General features: G+C 58.1%; 17 protein-coding genes and 1 riboswitch. Of the genes, 14 read left to right on the plus strand and 3 right to left on the minus strand.

The window, feature by feature from the left end; genetic code table 11:
- Nucleotides 1–230: 230 nt before the first annotated feature.
- The 12 genes from dnaJ (at nt 231) to deoC (ending at nt 8,842) form a co-directional block, all read left to right on the plus strand.
- Complete coding sequence (gene dnaJ, locus ACFQ14_RS10245; protein WP_377212636.1) at nt 231–1,379, plus strand: molecular chaperone DnaJ; 1,149 nt, start codon at nt 231–233, stop codon at nt 1,377–1,379.
- A gap of 66 nt (nt 1,380–1,445) precedes the next feature.
- Entirely contained in the window at nt 1,446–2,009 is a 564-nt protein-coding gene (locus ACFQ14_RS10250; protein WP_377212637.1) for an NADPH-dependent FMN reductase, read from the plus strand.
- 14 nt (nt 2,010–2,023) lie between these two features.
- Entirely contained in the window at nt 2,024–2,722 is a 699-nt protein-coding gene (pyrF, locus tag ACFQ14_RS10255; RefSeq protein ID WP_377212638.1) for an orotidine-5'-phosphate decarboxylase, read from the plus strand.
- Nucleotides 2,723–2,725: 3 nt separating this feature from the next.
- Nucleotides 2,726–3,016, plus strand: a complete 291-nt coding sequence (locus ACFQ14_RS10260; protein ID WP_377212639.1) for a DUF1330 domain-containing protein — start codon at nt 2,726–2,728, stop codon at nt 3,014–3,016.
- 129 nt (nt 3,017–3,145) lie between these two features.
- Nucleotides 3,146–3,619, plus strand: coding sequence for a DUF2852 domain-containing protein (locus ACFQ14_RS10265; RefSeq protein WP_377212640.1), 474 nt, complete (start codon nt 3,146–3,148; stop codon nt 3,617–3,619).
- Nucleotides 3,620–3,755: 136 nt separating this feature from the next.
- Complete coding sequence (locus ACFQ14_RS10270) at nt 3,756–4,190, plus strand: VOC family protein (RefSeq protein ID WP_377212641.1); 435 nt, start codon at nt 3,756–3,758, stop codon at nt 4,188–4,190.
- The gene (locus ACFQ14_RS10275) at nt 4,187–4,771 is read left to right on the plus strand and encodes a cysteine hydrolase family protein (protein ID WP_377212642.1); all 585 of its coding nucleotides are present in this window, start codon (nt 4,187–4,189) and stop codon (nt 4,769–4,771) included. Before ACFQ14_RS10270 ends, ACFQ14_RS10275 begins: the two co-directional genes overlap by 4 nt.
- Entirely contained in the window at nt 4,768–5,895 is a 1,128-nt protein-coding gene (locus ACFQ14_RS10280) for an ABC transporter permease (RefSeq protein WP_377212643.1), read from the plus strand. The genes ACFQ14_RS10275 and ACFQ14_RS10280 overlap by 4 nt, the downstream gene beginning before the upstream one ends.
- Nucleotides 5,895–6,857: an ABC transporter permease gene (locus ACFQ14_RS10285; protein ID WP_377212644.1), complete on the plus strand. Its 963-nt coding sequence runs from the start codon at nt 5,895–5,897 to the stop codon at nt 6,855–6,857. The genes ACFQ14_RS10280 and ACFQ14_RS10285 overlap by 1 nt, the downstream gene beginning before the upstream one ends.
- A gap of 1 nt (nt 6,858) precedes the next feature.
- Nucleotides 6,859–7,251, plus strand: coding sequence for a cytidine deaminase (gene cdd, locus ACFQ14_RS10290; RefSeq protein WP_377212645.1), 393 nt, complete (start codon nt 6,859–6,861; stop codon nt 7,249–7,251).
- Between the two features lie 2 nt (nt 7,252–7,253).
- Nucleotides 7,254–8,054 carry a purine-nucleoside phosphorylase gene (locus ACFQ14_RS10295; protein WP_377212646.1) on the plus strand — a complete coding sequence of 267 codons (801 nt, stop codon included), beginning with the start codon at nt 7,254–7,256 and terminating at the stop codon, nt 8,052–8,054.
- Nucleotides 8,051–8,842, plus strand: a complete 792-nt coding sequence (deoC, locus tag ACFQ14_RS10300; RefSeq protein WP_377212647.1) for a deoxyribose-phosphate aldolase — start codon at nt 8,051–8,053, stop codon at nt 8,840–8,842. The genes ACFQ14_RS10295 and deoC overlap by 4 nt, the downstream gene beginning before the upstream one ends.
- On the opposite strand, the gene ACFQ14_RS10305 is transcribed toward deoC, so the two are convergent.
- Nucleotides 8,828–9,514, minus strand: a complete 687-nt coding sequence (locus ACFQ14_RS10305) for a sulfate transporter family protein (protein ID WP_377212648.1) — start codon at nt 9,512–9,514, stop codon at nt 8,828–8,830. The genes deoC and ACFQ14_RS10305 overlap by 15 nt on opposite strands.
- A 136-nt stretch (nt 9,515–9,650) precedes the next feature.
- Here ACFQ14_RS10305 and ACFQ14_RS10310 point away from each other — a divergent pair, with 136 nt between their 5' ends.
- Nucleotides 9,651–10,646 carry an adenosine kinase gene (locus tag ACFQ14_RS10310; RefSeq protein WP_377212649.1) on the plus strand — a complete coding sequence of 332 codons (996 nt, stop codon included), beginning with the start codon at nt 9,651–9,653 and terminating at the stop codon, nt 10,644–10,646.
- Here ACFQ14_RS10310 and ACFQ14_RS10315 read toward each other — a convergent pair.
- The gene (locus tag ACFQ14_RS10315; protein WP_377212650.1) at nt 10,643–11,821 is read right to left on the minus strand and encodes an O-succinylhomoserine sulfhydrylase; all 1,179 of its coding nucleotides are present in this window, start codon (nt 11,819–11,821) and stop codon (nt 10,643–10,645) included. The two genes, ACFQ14_RS10310 and ACFQ14_RS10315, sit on opposite strands and share 4 nt — an antisense overlap.
- Nucleotides 11,822–11,921: 100 nt before the next feature.
- Nucleotides 11,922–11,999: riboswitch (SAM riboswitch) on the minus strand.
- Nucleotides 12,000–12,055: 56 nt separating this feature from the next.
- Here ACFQ14_RS10315 and ACFQ14_RS10320 point away from each other — a divergent pair.
- Nucleotides 12,056–13,144, plus strand: coding sequence for a 2'-deoxycytidine 5'-triphosphate deaminase (locus tag ACFQ14_RS10320; RefSeq protein ID WP_377212651.1), 1,089 nt, complete (start codon nt 12,056–12,058; stop codon nt 13,142–13,144).
- A 46-nt stretch (nt 13,145–13,190) separates the two neighbouring features.
- Here the strand turns inward: ACFQ14_RS10320 and ACFQ14_RS10325 are convergent, their stop codons facing one another.
- Nucleotides 13,191–13,985: a hypothetical protein gene (locus tag ACFQ14_RS10325; RefSeq protein WP_377212652.1), complete on the minus strand. Its 795-nt coding sequence runs from the start codon at nt 13,983–13,985 to the stop codon at nt 13,191–13,193.
- Nucleotides 13,986–13,997: the final 12 nt, after the last annotated feature.

Below are 13,997 nucleotides of genomic sequence, written 5' to 3' on the forward strand. Positions count from 1 at the left end.
GAGATCGACAAGATCATCCCCGTCCGCTCGCACAGTGCGGGCGGGGATTTTTTTGAAGCCCGATCAGTCTAATCGAAGCCGACCAATTGAAACTTTGTTTCGCGCTGGAAACCATCATCTGTCAGGCCATTCCATGTCCGCTTCCGCCTTCGCTCCCTCTTGGCACACAATGACGGATAGCGGCTTGCGGGGCTGACGCGCCTGAACGCCATGTTGGAAAGAAAAGAACAATGAGCAAGGCAGACTATTACGACACGCTTGGCGTTTCTCGTGATGCGGACGAGAAAGAGCTGAAAAGCGCTTTCCGCAAAATGGCGATGAAATATCATCCCGACCGAAACCCCGATAATGCGGAGGCGGAAGCCAAGTTTAAGGAAGTTGGCGAGGCTTATGAGGCGCTGAAAGACCCGCAAAAGCGGGCCGCCTACGACCGATTCGGCCACGCCGCTTTTGAAAACGGTGGCGGCGGTTTTGGCGGGGGCGGTGGCTTCGGCGGCGGTTCCATGGGCGATATTTTCGAGGACATTTTCGGCGAGATGATGGGCGGCGCACGCCGCTCGTCCGGCGGTCGTCAGCGTGGCGCTGATTTACGCTACAATATGGAAATTACGCTGGAAGAAGCCTATTCCGGCAAGACAGCAGAAGTGGAAATTCCCACCGCCGTTTCCTGCGACACCTGTTCCGGCTCCGGCGCGAAACCCGGTTCATCGCCCTCCACCTGCTCCACCTGCGGTGGCGCGGGTCAAGTGCGGGCGTCGTCTGGCTTTTTCTCCGTTCAGCGCACATGCCCGTCCTGCCAAGGCCGCGGTGAGGTGATTTCCGACCCCTGTGGCGATTGCTCCGGCACGGGTCGTACAGTTGAGACCAAAACGCTGACGGTAAACGTGCCTGCCGGCATTGAAGACGGCACGCGCATCCGGCTTGCGGGTGAAGGCGAAGCGGGCATGCGCGGTGGACCGACCGGCGATCTGTATATTTTCCTGTCGCTGAAACCGCACCAGTTTTTCCAGCGCGATGGCGCAGACATTTATTGCCGCGTTCCTATTTCCATGACGACCGCCGCTCTCGGCGGTCAGTTCGAGGTCGGTACGGTCGAAGGTGGCAAGACGCGTGTGAAGGTGCCGGAAGGCACGCAGAACGCCAAGCAGTTCCGGTTGCGCGGCAAGGGCATGCCCGTGATGCGTCAAAACCCCTCGGCGAAGCCTTCGCAGTTTGGCGATATGTACATCCAAGTCGCCGTTGAGGTGCCGCAAAACCTGACACGCCGTCAGCGCGAATTGCTGCAGGAATTCGAGGAAGAATCCTCAGAGGCCAACAGCCCGGAATCCACCGGCTTCTTCTCGCGCATGAAGGGCTTTTTCGACAGTTTTGCGGACTGATTGGCAACCGTCCTGCGGGGCGCACGTTAGTTCTTTGCAATTGTTGTTTTGAAGGAATTCCTTTTCATGTCCGCCCCCAAAATTCTCGTCATTCCCGGTTCCCACCGCGCCAGTTCGATCAATGCCCAATTGGGCGCAACGATCGTGCGGCAACTTGAAAAAGATGGCGCAAGCGCAACCCTCGTTTCTCTCGCTGATTATCCCATGCCGATTTATGATGGCGATTGGGAAGAAGAGAACGGTGCGCCGGAAGGGGCGAAGAAACTGGCGGCTTTGATGAGCGAGCATCAGGGCGTGGTTTTTGTCTGCCCCGAATACAATGCTTCCATCACACCGCTTTTGAAGAACACGCTTGACTGGCTTTCCCGCGATGTTGGCTGCAAGCCTTACGCGGGCCGCGCCTTCGCCCTGGCCTCGTGTTCGCCCGGTGCCTTGGGCGGAATTCGCGGCCTCAGCCACATGCGTGACGTGTTCATCAATGTCGGTGCGGATGCTATTCCGGCGCAATTGTGCGTCGGTCCGGCTGGCAGCGCGTTCGATGATGACGGCAATCTGACGAACGAACGGCAGATCTCGCTCTTGCAAAATATGAGCGCCAAGTTGATAGAACGGGCCAAGCAGTTCTCCTAAATCCGGTGCCAACCATGGCCGACGACCGCCTCATCCTCGCACTTGATGTTCCTACAATGGAGCAAGCCCGCGCGGCAGTGGCTGAATTGGGCGACAGCGTTTCCTTCTACAAGATCGGTCATCAGCTGGCCTATGCGCCGGAGCGCGAGAATGGATTTCACCTTGCACGCGAATTGATCGACGCGGGAAAGCAGGTTTTTCTCGATCTGAAACTGCTCGACATAGACAACACCGTCGCCAAGGGCGTGGAAAGCGTGGCGCAGATGGGCGTGTCGATGCTGACTCTCCACGCTTATCCAAAAGCCATGCGGGCAGCCGTTGCAGCCTTGGGCGACAATCCGCTGACATTGCTTGGCGTGACGGTGCTGACTTCAATGGACGATGAAGACCTCAAGGAAGCCGGATACGCGCTGGATGCGCGGGCCTTGGTTCAAAAACGCGCCGAGCAGGCGCGGGAAGCTGGCATGGGCGGCTTGGTCGCCTCTGCCCAAGAGGCCGAAATGATCCGCACAATCGTCGGCCCCGACATGGCCATCGTCACCCCCGGCATCCGCCCGGCGGGTGCGGATGTGGGCGACCAGAAGCGGGTGATGACACCTGCAAAAGCTCTGGCTGCGGGGGCTTCCCATTTGGTCATCGGCAGGCCCATTATGGGCGCTGAAGACCGTCGCGCTGCGGCGCTCGCAATCGTTGAAGAAATGGCAGGAGGCTGACACATGGCAAAAGGTTATTGGATCGCACGGGTGGATGTGAACAACCCCGAGCGCTACCCCGACTATGTGGCGACCGCTAAGCCAGCCTTTGAGGCACACGGCGCAAAATTCCTCGTGCGCGGCGGCGAAACCCATTCCATGGAAGGTCAAAATCGCGCGCGCAACGTGGTGATCGAGTTTCCTTCGGTGCAGGCGGCACTCGATTGTTACAACACGGTGGAATATCAAAACGCGGTGAAAATCCGCCAAGCGGTGGCTGATTCAGAGTTGATCATCGTTGAAGGCGTCGAATAAGACAGTCTTTACAAAACTTTAACCAAAATAACTTGAATGCCCCATTTCCTGCCCTACGTTTTAGACAAGCAGGAACGGGCCTCATTTCCCTTGCCTGCATTCACACGGCTCAGGAAGGGGAAATTCCTCATGACCAACGCTCTCATCCGTCCCGCTTGGACACCTGTTACGATCGCCATGATGGTTATCGGCTTCATGATCTTCTGGCCGCTCGGCCTCGCCATGATCGCCTATATCATCTGGGGCGACCGTCTCGACCAGTTCAAGGCGGACGTGAACAACGCAACTGACTCCATGGCCAACACGTTCAAACGTGGTGCCAGCTACGCAAAGCCGCATGGTTTTGACCGCACTGGCAACGTCGCTTTTGACGACTGGCGTGAAGCTGAACTTCGCCGCTTGGACGAAAAACGCCGCGAGCTGGACTCCATGCGTGCCGAATTCGACGATTACGCCCGCGAGCTTCGCCGCGCGAAAGATCAGGAAGAATTCGACCACTTCATGAAGCACCGCGCTAAAGAAGTGGACGCCAAACCAACCAAGAAAACTGCCACGAAAAAAGTGCGCAAATCTTCTGGTGGAGAGGCTGTCCCCGGCGTGTAATCGCCCGGCAGTTTCGGCAAACAATCTGGCCCGTCCTGAGCGATCAGGGCGGGCTTTTTTGTGTTGCTTTCTCCCACTCGACGGCACCGAATTCGTGGGGCATTGTCTGGGTTGAAAAGGCGCGGAGACGACAGCAATGGGTGCCAATATCTCAATCGTCACGTTGGGTGTTGCCGATCTTGTGCGTTCGACGCAATTTTACACCGCGCTCGGCTGGGCCGATACAACCGCGAGCCAGGAAAGCGTTACCTTCCTCCAAGGCCATTCAATTGTGCTCGGTCTTTATAGCCACGCTGCGCTGGCGGAAGATGCAAATACTGAAGTGACGCCTATCGGCTTTCGCGGCGTATCGCTGGCCGTGAACCTCGAAAGCGAGGCGGCGGTGGACACATGGTTCGATCACGCGGTTTTGCAGGGAGCCCATCCACAAAAGCGGCCTGAAAAGGTTTTCTGGGGCGGTTATTCCGGCTACATCGCAGATCCGAATGGCCATCTGTGGGAAGTTGCCTACAATCCGTTTTTCCAAGGTGATCCGTCGACAGGACAATTGAAACTGGAGCCGAAAACGTGAGCATTGCGCTGTTGATCATCGATATGCAGAAAGCCGGATCCGATCCCGCGCTGGGCGAGCGTGGCCAACCGGAAGCAGAGGCCAACGCCGCGCGTCTGCTCGCCGCGTGGCGCGAGCGGGGCGACCCCGTCATCCACATTCGCCACGACGATATGAACCCCGCTTCGCCTTATGCCCCCGGCAAACCCGGCCACGCATTCTGTCCCGAAGTCGCACCACTGCCCCATGAGGAAGTGATCGAAAAGCGCACGACCAACGCCTTCGTGGGCACCGATCTGATGCAGGCGCTGGAAGGCCATAACGCGGCACAGATTGTCGTTGCCGGTGTTCATCTGGAACACTGCGTTGGCACGACCGCACGGATGGCTGGCAATCTCGGCTTCATGGTCTATCTGGCTGGCGATGCTACTGCTTCGCTTTCCAACCATGACAAGAACGGCAGGCATTTCTCCGCCGATGAAATTCACGCCATGATGCTCGCCGTGCTGGACGGCGATTTCGTCAAGGTATCCGACACAGACACACTGCTCTCGCTCGTCAATGCCGAAGGCGCGATACCCGATGGGGCGACGCTGCAATGATCAATCCTCTTCCGAAATGGGTCGACTACGGCCTGATGCCGCTGATCAATGTGACGGTGGCTTTTCTCATTTCGGGGCTGGTGGTTTTGTTCGTTGGCGAGAGTCCGCTGGAGGCTGCCTATCTACTGGTCAAAGGCGCGTTTGGCTCCGGCTACAATCTGGGCTTCACGCTGTTCTACGCGACCACCTTCATGTTCACCGGCCTTGCGGTGGCGGTGGCCTTTCATGCCGCTCTGTTCAACATTGGCGGCGAGGGTCAGGCGTATATCGGCGGTTTGGGCGTTGGCCTTGTAGCCCTTTCGCTCGATGGAACGCTGCCGTGGTGGCTGACCTTCCCGCTGGCGATCATCGGCGCGGCCTTGTTCGGCGCGTTCTGGGCTTTCATTCCGGCTTTTTTGCAGGCCAAGCGCGGCAGCCATATCGTTATCACGACGATCATGTTCAACTTCATCGCCGCTGCCGTTATGGTCTATCTGCTGTCCGGCCCGCTGCAAAAATCTGCGCAGCTTGGCCCCCGCAGCCGCGATTTTGCCGAAGGGGCGCAATTGCCGAAGCTTGGCGGGCTGTTCGAACCATTCGGCCTCGACATGGGCGCATCACCGCTCAATATCACTTTCCTGCTGGCGCTTCTGATGGCATTTCTCGTCTGGGTGCTGATCTGGCGCACGCGCTTTGGCTATGAAATGCGAACCCTCGGCTCCAGCCCGAAGGCGGCAATCTATGCAGGCATGCCGGAGGCAAAAATCATTATCGTCACCATGATGATTTCCGGCGGCCTAGCCGGAATGATGGCGCTAAACCCTGTGATGGGTGACCAAGCGCGGCTGCAGCTGGACTTCGTGGAAGGCGCAGGCTTTGTCGGCATCGCCGTGGCGCTGATGGGCCGCTCCCATCCGGCGGGAATCGTTCCGGCTGCGATTCTGTTCGGCGCATTGTATCAGGGCGGCGCAGAGCTTTCCTTCGACATGCCCAACATCACCCGCGATATGATTTTGCTGATCCAGGGCCTTGTGATCTTGTTTGCTGGTGCAATGGAAAATCTGTTCCGCCCCGGCCTGTCGCGTGCGTTCTCCAGCCTGTCGACCACCAAGTCGCAGGACGTGTTGCCGGAGGCAGGCGAATAATGGAGACGCTGCTTCAACTTCTTGATCTGACCGTCCGTTCTGCTGTGCCGCTTTTGCTGGCGTGTCTTGCGGGGCTTTATTCTGAGCGTGCCGGTATTTTCGACATTGGGCTGGAAGGCAAAATGCTCGGCGCTGCTTTTGCGGCTGGTGCGGCAGCAGCCGTCACCGGATCTGCTTGGCTCGGCCTTGGCGCGGGAATCATCATTTCCGTCGCGCTTGCGCTCGTCCACGGCTTCGCCTCGATCACCAGCAAGGGCAATCAGATCGTCTCCGGCGTGGCGATCAACTTCATCGCGGCGGGTGCCGCGATTATCCTTGGCAATGCGTGGTTCAGCGCCGGTGGCCGCACGCCGCAATTGCCTCAAGACGCTCGGTTCACGCCCATTGAATTGCCGCTGGCGGAGACGTTGAACGTCATCCCGATACTCGGGCCGATCTACAAAGAGTTGATCTCCGGCCACAACCTCATCGCCTATTTCGCTTTCATCATGGTGCCGGTGACGTGGTGGGTTCTCTTCCGCACCCGCTTCGGCCTGCGCCTGCGCGCTGTGGGCGAAAACCCGGCCGCTGTCGATACCGCTGGCATATCGGTCACATGGGCGCGTTATCGCGCCGTGATCGTATGCGGAATTCTGTGCGGTTTTGCGGGCACGTTTCTCGCCATCGGTGTGTCGGCAGGCTTCGTCAAGGACATGACGGCGGGCCGTGGCTTCATCGCGCTCGCCGCATTGATCTTCGCCAAATGGCGGCCTGTTGCGGCCATGTGGGCCTGCCTGCTGTTCGGCTTTTTGGGTGCTATCGAAATCCGCTATCAAGGTGTTGCCCTGCCGCTGATTGGCACGGTGCCGGTACAGTTGATGCAAGCGCTGCCCTATATTCTCACGGTCATTTTGCTCGCTGGTTTCATCGGCAAGGCCATTCCGCCAAAGGCCGGTGGCGTTCCCTATTCGAAGGAGAGATAGTTTGAGCAGCAACGCCGATCTGTTCAACGCGGCCAAGGCGGCCATGGCGAACACCTATTCTCCCTATTCGAAATTCCCCGTTGGCGCGGCCATACGCTCGGCATCGGGGGTGATTTACGCTGGTTGCAACATCGAAAATGCGTCTTTTCCTGAAGGCTGGTGCGCGGAAACCTCAGCCATCGCCCACATGGTGACGGCAGGCGAGCGGGAGATTTCAGAAATTCTCGTTATGGCGGAAAAAGCCGACCGCGCCACGCCCTGCGGCGGTTGCCGCCAGCGCATCGCGGAATTTGCAAAAGGCGACACGCCCGTTCACCTGTGCGATTCCCAAGGCGTGGTGGAGACGCTGACCATAGCCGAACTCTTGCCCGCCTCGTTTGATCTGGAAGCCTAAGAATGAAAAAATTCCACGAAGTGCTGGGAGATTTCCAGCCGACAATCGCGATTGTCCTCGGCTCTGGCCTTGGCGGTCTCGTCGATGCTGTCGATATCATCTCCCGCACACCCTATTCGGAAATTGTCGAGTTTCCCGAAAGCACTGTATCCAGCCACAGCGCTGAACTGATCCTCGGCACGATTGGTCCCAACAAGGTCGCAGTGCTGTCCGGCCGGATTCACTACTACGAGCAAGGCAACGCCGCCGCGATGCGCCCCGCGCTGGAGGCCTTGGCTGATTGCGGCGTGCGCCGCTTGATCCTCACCAATGCGGCCGGATCGCTGGAAGAGGACATGCCGCCCGGCTCGATCATGCAGATCACCGACCACATCAATTTCTCCGGCACCAACCCGCTGATCGGCGAGCCGACGGATGCGCGCTTTGTTTCCATGACCACTGCGTATGATCCCGTCATGCGCAACCGCTTTGCGGTGGCGGCGGACGAGATCGATGTGCCTTTATCGGATGGCGTCTATATGTGGTTTTCCGGCCCAACCTTCGAGACACCAGCTGAAATCCACATGGCCCGCGTGATGGGCGCTCACGCCGTTGGCATGTCGACGGTGCCGGAGGTTATTCTGGCGCGGTTTTTTGAAATGGAAGTTGCGGCTTTCTCCGTCATCACCAATTTCGCAGCCGGAATGACGGGACAGGAACTCGGTCATGAAGAGACAAAGACAATGGCACCCAAGGGTGGCCTGTTGTTGACGCGGCTTCTGGCTTATGTGCTGCAAAAAGATCTGGATCGAGATATTCTATGACCGAGACCTTGGACAAAGACGTCCGCAAATCTGCTGCCGCCCGCGCCTTGCCGATGGTGGACCTGACCAATCTCAACGCCGATTGCAGCCACGCCGATATCGATGTTTTGTGCGAGCGAGCCCACACGCCCCACGGCAGGGTTGGGGCGATCTGCATCTGGCCACGTTTCGTCGCCCATGCCCACAAGGTTCTGACCGCCCGCGCGCGGGGAAAGGTCATCCCCATCGCCACGGTCGTGAATTTTCCCGGCGGCACGGATTTGCAGGAAATGACCGTGCTGGAAACCGCAACCTGCATCCGCGACGGGGCAGACGAAATTGACTTGGTCATTCCCTACGGTGCTTTCAAAGCTGGTGACGAAGAAGCTGCCAGTAAGCTGGTGCGAGCCATTGCCCAGCAATGTGCGGGGAAGGCTTTGTTGAAAGTCATAATCGAGACGGGCGAGCTGGGCAGCGATGAGTTGATCCGCAAGGCGAGCCATATGGCCATCGAAGCTGGTGCGAATTTCATCAAGACGTCGACGGGCAAAGTGCCGATCAACGCAACGCCCCACGCGGCTGAAATCATGATCCAAGCGATTGCCGATAGCGGTAAACCAGTTGGTTTTAAGCCTGCTGGCGGTGTGAAAACGGTGGAAGACACCGCAACCTATTTGGCAATTGCCGACCGCATTATGGGGCCGGACTGGGCCGCGCCGAAAACCTTTCGCTTCGGTGCATCCGGCGTTCTGGATGACCTTTTAGCGGCTCTCGATGGCGATGAGGCTGCAACGTCAGGCGGCTACTGAGCTGCGTGCGGCCAGTGCTTTGTAAACGTGGGTCATCAAGGCCCCTGCAAACAGCGGTGTCAGCAGATTGACGATCGGCACGGCCAGCAACGCTGCGATGGCAAGACCACCAAGGAAAATCGGCGTCCCGTTTTGCAGTCGTATGGCATCAGCTTGAGCCACAGAAACGTGGCGCAAAGCTGCGAACTGGAAGTATTCTCGACCCAGCAAATAGCCGTTGACCACGAAAAAGACCGGCACGCCAAGGCCGAAAAACAGCACCAAGATCAAAGCGGCCAAGTTTCCCAAAATCACAAGTCCGAAGAACCGCAGCGCGATCATGACCGATTGGCGAAGCGCCAGCGGTGTGCCGACGGGATCCTTAGGGTAATGGGTCCGTTCCACGGCTTCAGCCACCTCATCGAGAAACACGCCGGCAAACAACGACGTCACCGGGGCTATCAAGAAGCCCATTGCGATCAACAAGCCACCGCCAAGAATCCATGCCAGCGCAGTCGCTACCCAAGGCCACGGTCCGAGAAACGGCATCAGGAAAGTTGAGATCAACGCTTCCAGCACAAACCATAGGCCGATGAGCAACACGATGGTCAGACCAATCGATTTCCACAACACGGCACGGAACGGCGCGGAGAAAACCTGCGAAACTGATCGGGATATAGCGTTTGCGAGCATGGCTGGTCTTTGGTCACGAGGGGTCTAATTCCTCACCCACATGGGGAGCGTTCTGGCTCAAGACAAGTAACCCTTGGCGCAGCCGCACAGCTTCGCTAAAGGGGGCCAACTTTCTCGCCACCTTTGGGAGCTTACCTTGGCTGATCCTAGATTCGACGTGCTGACCGTCGGCAACGCCATCGTTGATATTATCGCCCGCGCCGAGGATGACTTCCTCGTTCGTGAAAACATCAACAAGGGCGCGATGAACCTGATTGATGCAGACCGCGCCGAGCATCTCTATGCCGCGATGGGTCCAGCGGTGGAGGCTTCGGGCGGTTCGGCAGGCAACACGGCGGCGGGCATAGCCAGCTTTGGCGCGAAGGCTGCGTATTTGGGCAAAGTGGCGGACGACCATCTGGGCGGCGTCTTCACCCACGATATCCGCGCCATTGGCGTTCACTTCGACACCAAGCCGTTGGAGAGCGTGCCGCCCACAGCGCGTTCGATGATCTTTGTCACGCCGGATGGCGAACGGTCCATGAACACCTATCTCGGCGCCTGCGTGGAACTTGGCCCAGAAGATGTTGATGCCGATGTGGTTGCAGCATCACAAGTGACGTATTTTGAAGGCTATCTGTGGGACCCACCCCGGGCCAAGGAAGCAATCCGCTTGGCGGCAAACATCGCGCATGAAAACAAGCGCCAAACTGCGATCACCTTATCCGACCCTTTCTGCGTGGACCGCTATCGTGAAGAATTTCTTGATCTGATGCGGTCTGGCACGGTGGATATCGTGTTTGCCAACGACGCTGAATTGAAATCACTCTACCAGACAGCGGATTTGATGACAGCGGTTTCCTCAGTGCGCGAAGATACGGCTCTGGCTGTGGTAACGCAGGGCGAGGAAGGGTCGATTGTTGTGACCCGCGAAAAGACAAGCGAAGTCGCAGCCCATTCTATCGACAAACTGGAAGACACAACTGGCGCTGGCGATCTTTACGCGGCTGGCTTTCTGTACGGTCTGACAACGGGCCGCTCGATGGAAGACTGCGCGCGCATTGGCGGCCTTGCGGCAGCGGAAGTGATCCAGCATATCGGCCCGCGCCCGCAAGTCTCGTTGAAAGACTTGCTGGCGCAGTCCGGTATTTAGACTTTCGCCAAGGCCTGCTCGATATCGGCGAGCAGGTCGTCGGCATCTTCCAGACCGAGCGACAGCCGCACCATGCCCGGCGAAATGCCAAGCGTGTCGCGGTCAGCGTCGGACAGGTTTTTGTGCGTGGTCGTGGCAGGATGGGTGATGAGGCTTTTCGCGTCGCCCAGATTGTTGGAGATCGCCACCAATTGCAGGGCGTTCTCGAAGGCAAACGCGCTCGCCTTTCCGCCAGCCAGCTCAAACGCGACCAGCGTTGAACCGCCGGTCATCTGCCGCTTGGCCAGCTCTGCCTGCGGATGGTCGTCGCGGCCCGGATAGATGACGCGCGAAACCGCTTTGTGCTCCGCCAGATGATCGGCGACCTTGGCCGCGTTTGCGGTTTGCTGCGCCACGCGCAACGGCAGCGTCTCCAGGCCTTTCAGCAAGACCCACGCGTTGAATGGTGAGAGCGACGGTCCGGTGTGACGGAAATAATCGTAGTAGTGATCGTTGAGCCATTCCTCATCCGACAACACGATGCCGCCGAGACACCGGCCCTGCCCGTCAATGTGTTTGGTGGCCGAATAGACGACCGTATGTGCACCCAGTTCCAGCGGCTTTTGCTGGATTGGCGTGGCGAATACATTGTCCACCACAAGCCGCGCCCGGTTTTCATTGGCGAGCGCGGCCACGGCTGCAATATCGCACAATTCCAGCGTTGGGTTTGTTGGGCTTTCCAGAAACAGTGTCTTGGTGTTGTGGCGGACGGCCGCCTTCCATGCGTCCATGTCCGCACCATCGACCAAAGTGGTCTCAATTCCGAATTGCGGCATCAGTTTTTCCACCACCCAGCGGCAAGAGCCGAACAGTGCGCGCGCGGCAACCACATGATCGCCAGCTTTCAGATCACACAGCAGGGCAGATGAAATCGCGCCCATGCCACTGGCTGTGCCAAAAGCTGCTTCCGCGCCCTCTAGGTCACGCATGCGTTCTTCAAACATGGAGACGGTTGGGTTGGCGTAGCGCGAATAGATGTAGCCCGGCTCGTCGCCTGCAAAACGCGCCTCGGCGGCCTCCGCGCTGTCATAGACAAAGCCTTGCGTCAGGTAGAGCGCCTCGGACGTCTCGCCGTGTTCGGAGCGCGTTTGCCCGGCGTGAACCAGCCTCGTTGCCGGTTTCCAATTCTCATTCATATTCTGTCTCCTGCTGTGCAGACGCAAACCGGCACAAAAAAACCGGCTTCGCGCCTTTCCCAAAATGGGTCGCAAAACCGGTTCCAAACTTGCAGACGTATCCTCCGCAAAATCGGCCCTTTAGCGACTTGTTTTAAGTGGCTGCAAGCCGACCGGCCAAATCACCACTGAACAAGCGTTGGATTAAGCCCCTTACCGCTTTGCGTCAATGGCGGTTGAGCGATACGAAACATCATGAGCAAACGTGCAGGCATATTGAGCGACGCCCAGATCGCCCAGCTTTTCGAGCAGGGTGCGTTGAAGGCTGTGCGCAAGTTGGATGGTGACCAGATTCAACCGGCTTCGCTCGATCTCCGCTTGGGCAAAAAAGCCTTCCGCGTTCGCGCTTCCTTCCTGCCGGGCCGCGATGCGACGGTGATGGACAAGCTCAAGCGCTTTTCCATGCACGAGATCGACCTGCGCGACGGTGCGGTGCTGGAGACGGGCTGTGTATATATCGTGCCGCTGCTGGAAAAGCTTGATCTGCCGAAAGCGATTGCGGCGTCTGCCAATCCCAAAAGCTCCACGGGGCGGCTCGATATTTTCACCCGCGTCATTACTGATAACGCCCAGCAATTCGATATAGTACCGGCTGGATATTCCGGTCCGCTTTATCTGGAAATCTCGCCACGAACGTTCCCCATTGTCGCCCGCACGGGCTCGCGCCTTTCGCAAATACGTTTCCGGCAGGGTAACGCGCTGCTGGACGCTGAAGAATTACTGGCCCTGCATCAGGCGCAAACGCTGGTCGCGGCAGAAGAGCCGAACATCGACGCGCGCGGCATCGCCATGTCGATTGATCTGACCGGTGATGAAAACGGCCTTGTTGGCTATCGCGGCAAGCGCCACACAGGCGTGGTCGATGTGGACAAAAAAGCGGCCTGCGATGTGCTCGATTATTGGGAGCCGATTCACAACCGCGGTTCAGATGACCTCGTGCTGGACCCGGATGAGTTTTACATCCTGGTATCGCGGGAGGCCGTCCATGTGCCGCCAAGCCATGCGGCGGAAATGGTGCCGTTTGATCCGCTCGTGGGAGAGTTCCGCGTTCACTATGCGGGTTTTTTCGATCCCGGCTTTGGCCACGCCAAAGCTGGCGGCGCAGGCGCACGCGGCGTGCTGGAAGTACGCTCCCACGAAGTGCCGTTCATTCTTGAGCATGGACAGATTGTCGGGCGTTTGGTCTATGAGCGGATGCTCAAAAAGCCCGACGCGCTCTATGGCGCAGACCTGAAATCCAACTATCAGGCGCAAGGCCTCAAGCTGTCCAAACATTTCCGCTAGGCAGGCTGCGAAGCGCCTCTTGGACGCTCCGCAGTTATCGTCTCGATTAGGCGAACACGTCCGCCAAGTCTTCCATGCCCAAGCCTTCTTTTACTTCTTTCAACCGTGCAAACAGAACGACCACGCCGATGGCGTAGATTGCCGTCGACAAGCCGTTGGCAACGCCCTGCACGATATAATCAACAATGGTATTGGGCGCAGTGAAAGACGCCAGCCCCGCGACGAGCATGAACAAGCCGGCGATGACGATGTTGATGATGAACAGCAAGATTATGTAGCCAAACACGGGCCAGCGATAGCCTTTGGTCAGTTCCGCACTGCGGCTTAGGCCGGAGAAGCCCGCGCGTTCAATAACGATTGCTGGCGCTGCAACACACCAGACTGTCAGGATGTAAAGGCCCGGCACAATCAACAATATAAAGCCGATAGACATCGCAATGGCGCTGACGATTGAAAGGACGGTGAGCGGAACAATCACGCTCAGCGCGGCACCGATATACACACTCAAGCGTGCTGGTCTGCCCAGTTTTGCGTCATAAGCCGCAAGAGCCAGAATACCCATCAGAAGCGAGGTGCCGACAAGAGACAGAATGCTTGCAAAAACCGTGGCCGTCCAAAAGCTGGTCGGATTGGTCAGTGAATTAGCGTCCAAAAGGGCGCTGCCAAAGAACATAAACGTCAAAACACTGATCGCGATCATGACCACCATGCCGATCACCGCAAACAAGCCGATGCGGCTTACAAAGATACTGAAGGTTTCACCCAACATCGTGCCGATGCCCAGAGTGCTTGGGGTGCCGCCCATCGTAGGGCGCGGGTTTGGTTGGGAAGTATCGCTCATCGTGTTTCCTCG

This window comes from Pseudahrensia aquimaris, assembly GCF_042676045.1.
In the GTDB taxonomy this organism is placed as follows: Bacteria; Pseudomonadota; Alphaproteobacteria; order Rhizobiales; family Rhizobiaceae; genus Pseudahrensia; species Pseudahrensia aquimaris.

What these genes read in the sequence shown, in the direction of transcription:
- ACFQ14_RS10265 (WP_377212640.1), top strand. Translation starts at nt 3,146, where the DNA reads ATGACCAACGCTCTCATCCGTCCCGCTTGGACACCTGTTACGATCGCC.
- ACFQ14_RS10325 (WP_377212652.1), bottom strand. Translation starts at nt 13,985, where the DNA reads ATGAGCGATACTTCCCAACCAAACCCGCGCCCTACGATGGGCGGCACC.
- pyrF (WP_377212638.1), top strand. Translation starts at nt 2,024, where the DNA reads ATGGCCGACGACCGCCTCATCCTCGCACTTGATGTTCCTACAATGGAG.
- ACFQ14_RS10315 (WP_377212650.1), bottom strand. Translation starts at nt 11,821, where the DNA reads ATGAATGAGAATTGGAAACCGGCAACGAGGCTGGTTCACGCCGGGCAA.
- deoC (WP_377212647.1), top strand. Translation starts at nt 8,051, where the DNA reads ATGACCGAGACCTTGGACAAAGACGTCCGCAAATCTGCTGCCGCCCGC.
- ACFQ14_RS10270 (WP_377212641.1), top strand. Translation starts at nt 3,756, where the DNA reads ATGGGTGCCAATATCTCAATCGTCACGTTGGGTGTTGCCGATCTTGTG.
- dnaJ (WP_377212636.1), top strand. Translation starts at nt 231, where the DNA reads ATGAGCAAGGCAGACTATTACGACACGCTTGGCGTTTCTCGTGATGCG.
- ACFQ14_RS10250 (WP_377212637.1), top strand. Translation starts at nt 1,446, where the DNA reads ATGTCCGCCCCCAAAATTCTCGTCATTCCCGGTTCCCACCGCGCCAGT.
- ACFQ14_RS10320 (WP_377212651.1), top strand. Translation starts at nt 12,056, where the DNA reads ATGAGCAAACGTGCAGGCATATTGAGCGACGCCCAGATCGCCCAGCTT.
- ACFQ14_RS10280 (WP_377212643.1), top strand. Translation starts at nt 4,768, where the DNA reads ATGATCAATCCTCTTCCGAAATGGGTCGACTACGGCCTGATGCCGCTG.
- ACFQ14_RS10260 (WP_377212639.1), top strand. Translation starts at nt 2,726, where the DNA reads ATGGCAAAAGGTTATTGGATCGCACGGGTGGATGTGAACAACCCCGAG.
- ACFQ14_RS10285 (WP_377212644.1), top strand. Translation starts at nt 5,895, where the DNA reads ATGGAGACGCTGCTTCAACTTCTTGATCTGACCGTCCGTTCTGCTGTG.
- ACFQ14_RS10295 (WP_377212646.1), top strand. Translation starts at nt 7,254, where the DNA reads ATGAAAAAATTCCACGAAGTGCTGGGAGATTTCCAGCCGACAATCGCG.
- ACFQ14_RS10305 (WP_377212648.1), bottom strand. Translation starts at nt 9,514, where the DNA reads ATGCTCGCAAACGCTATATCCCGATCAGTTTCGCAGGTTTTCTCCGCG.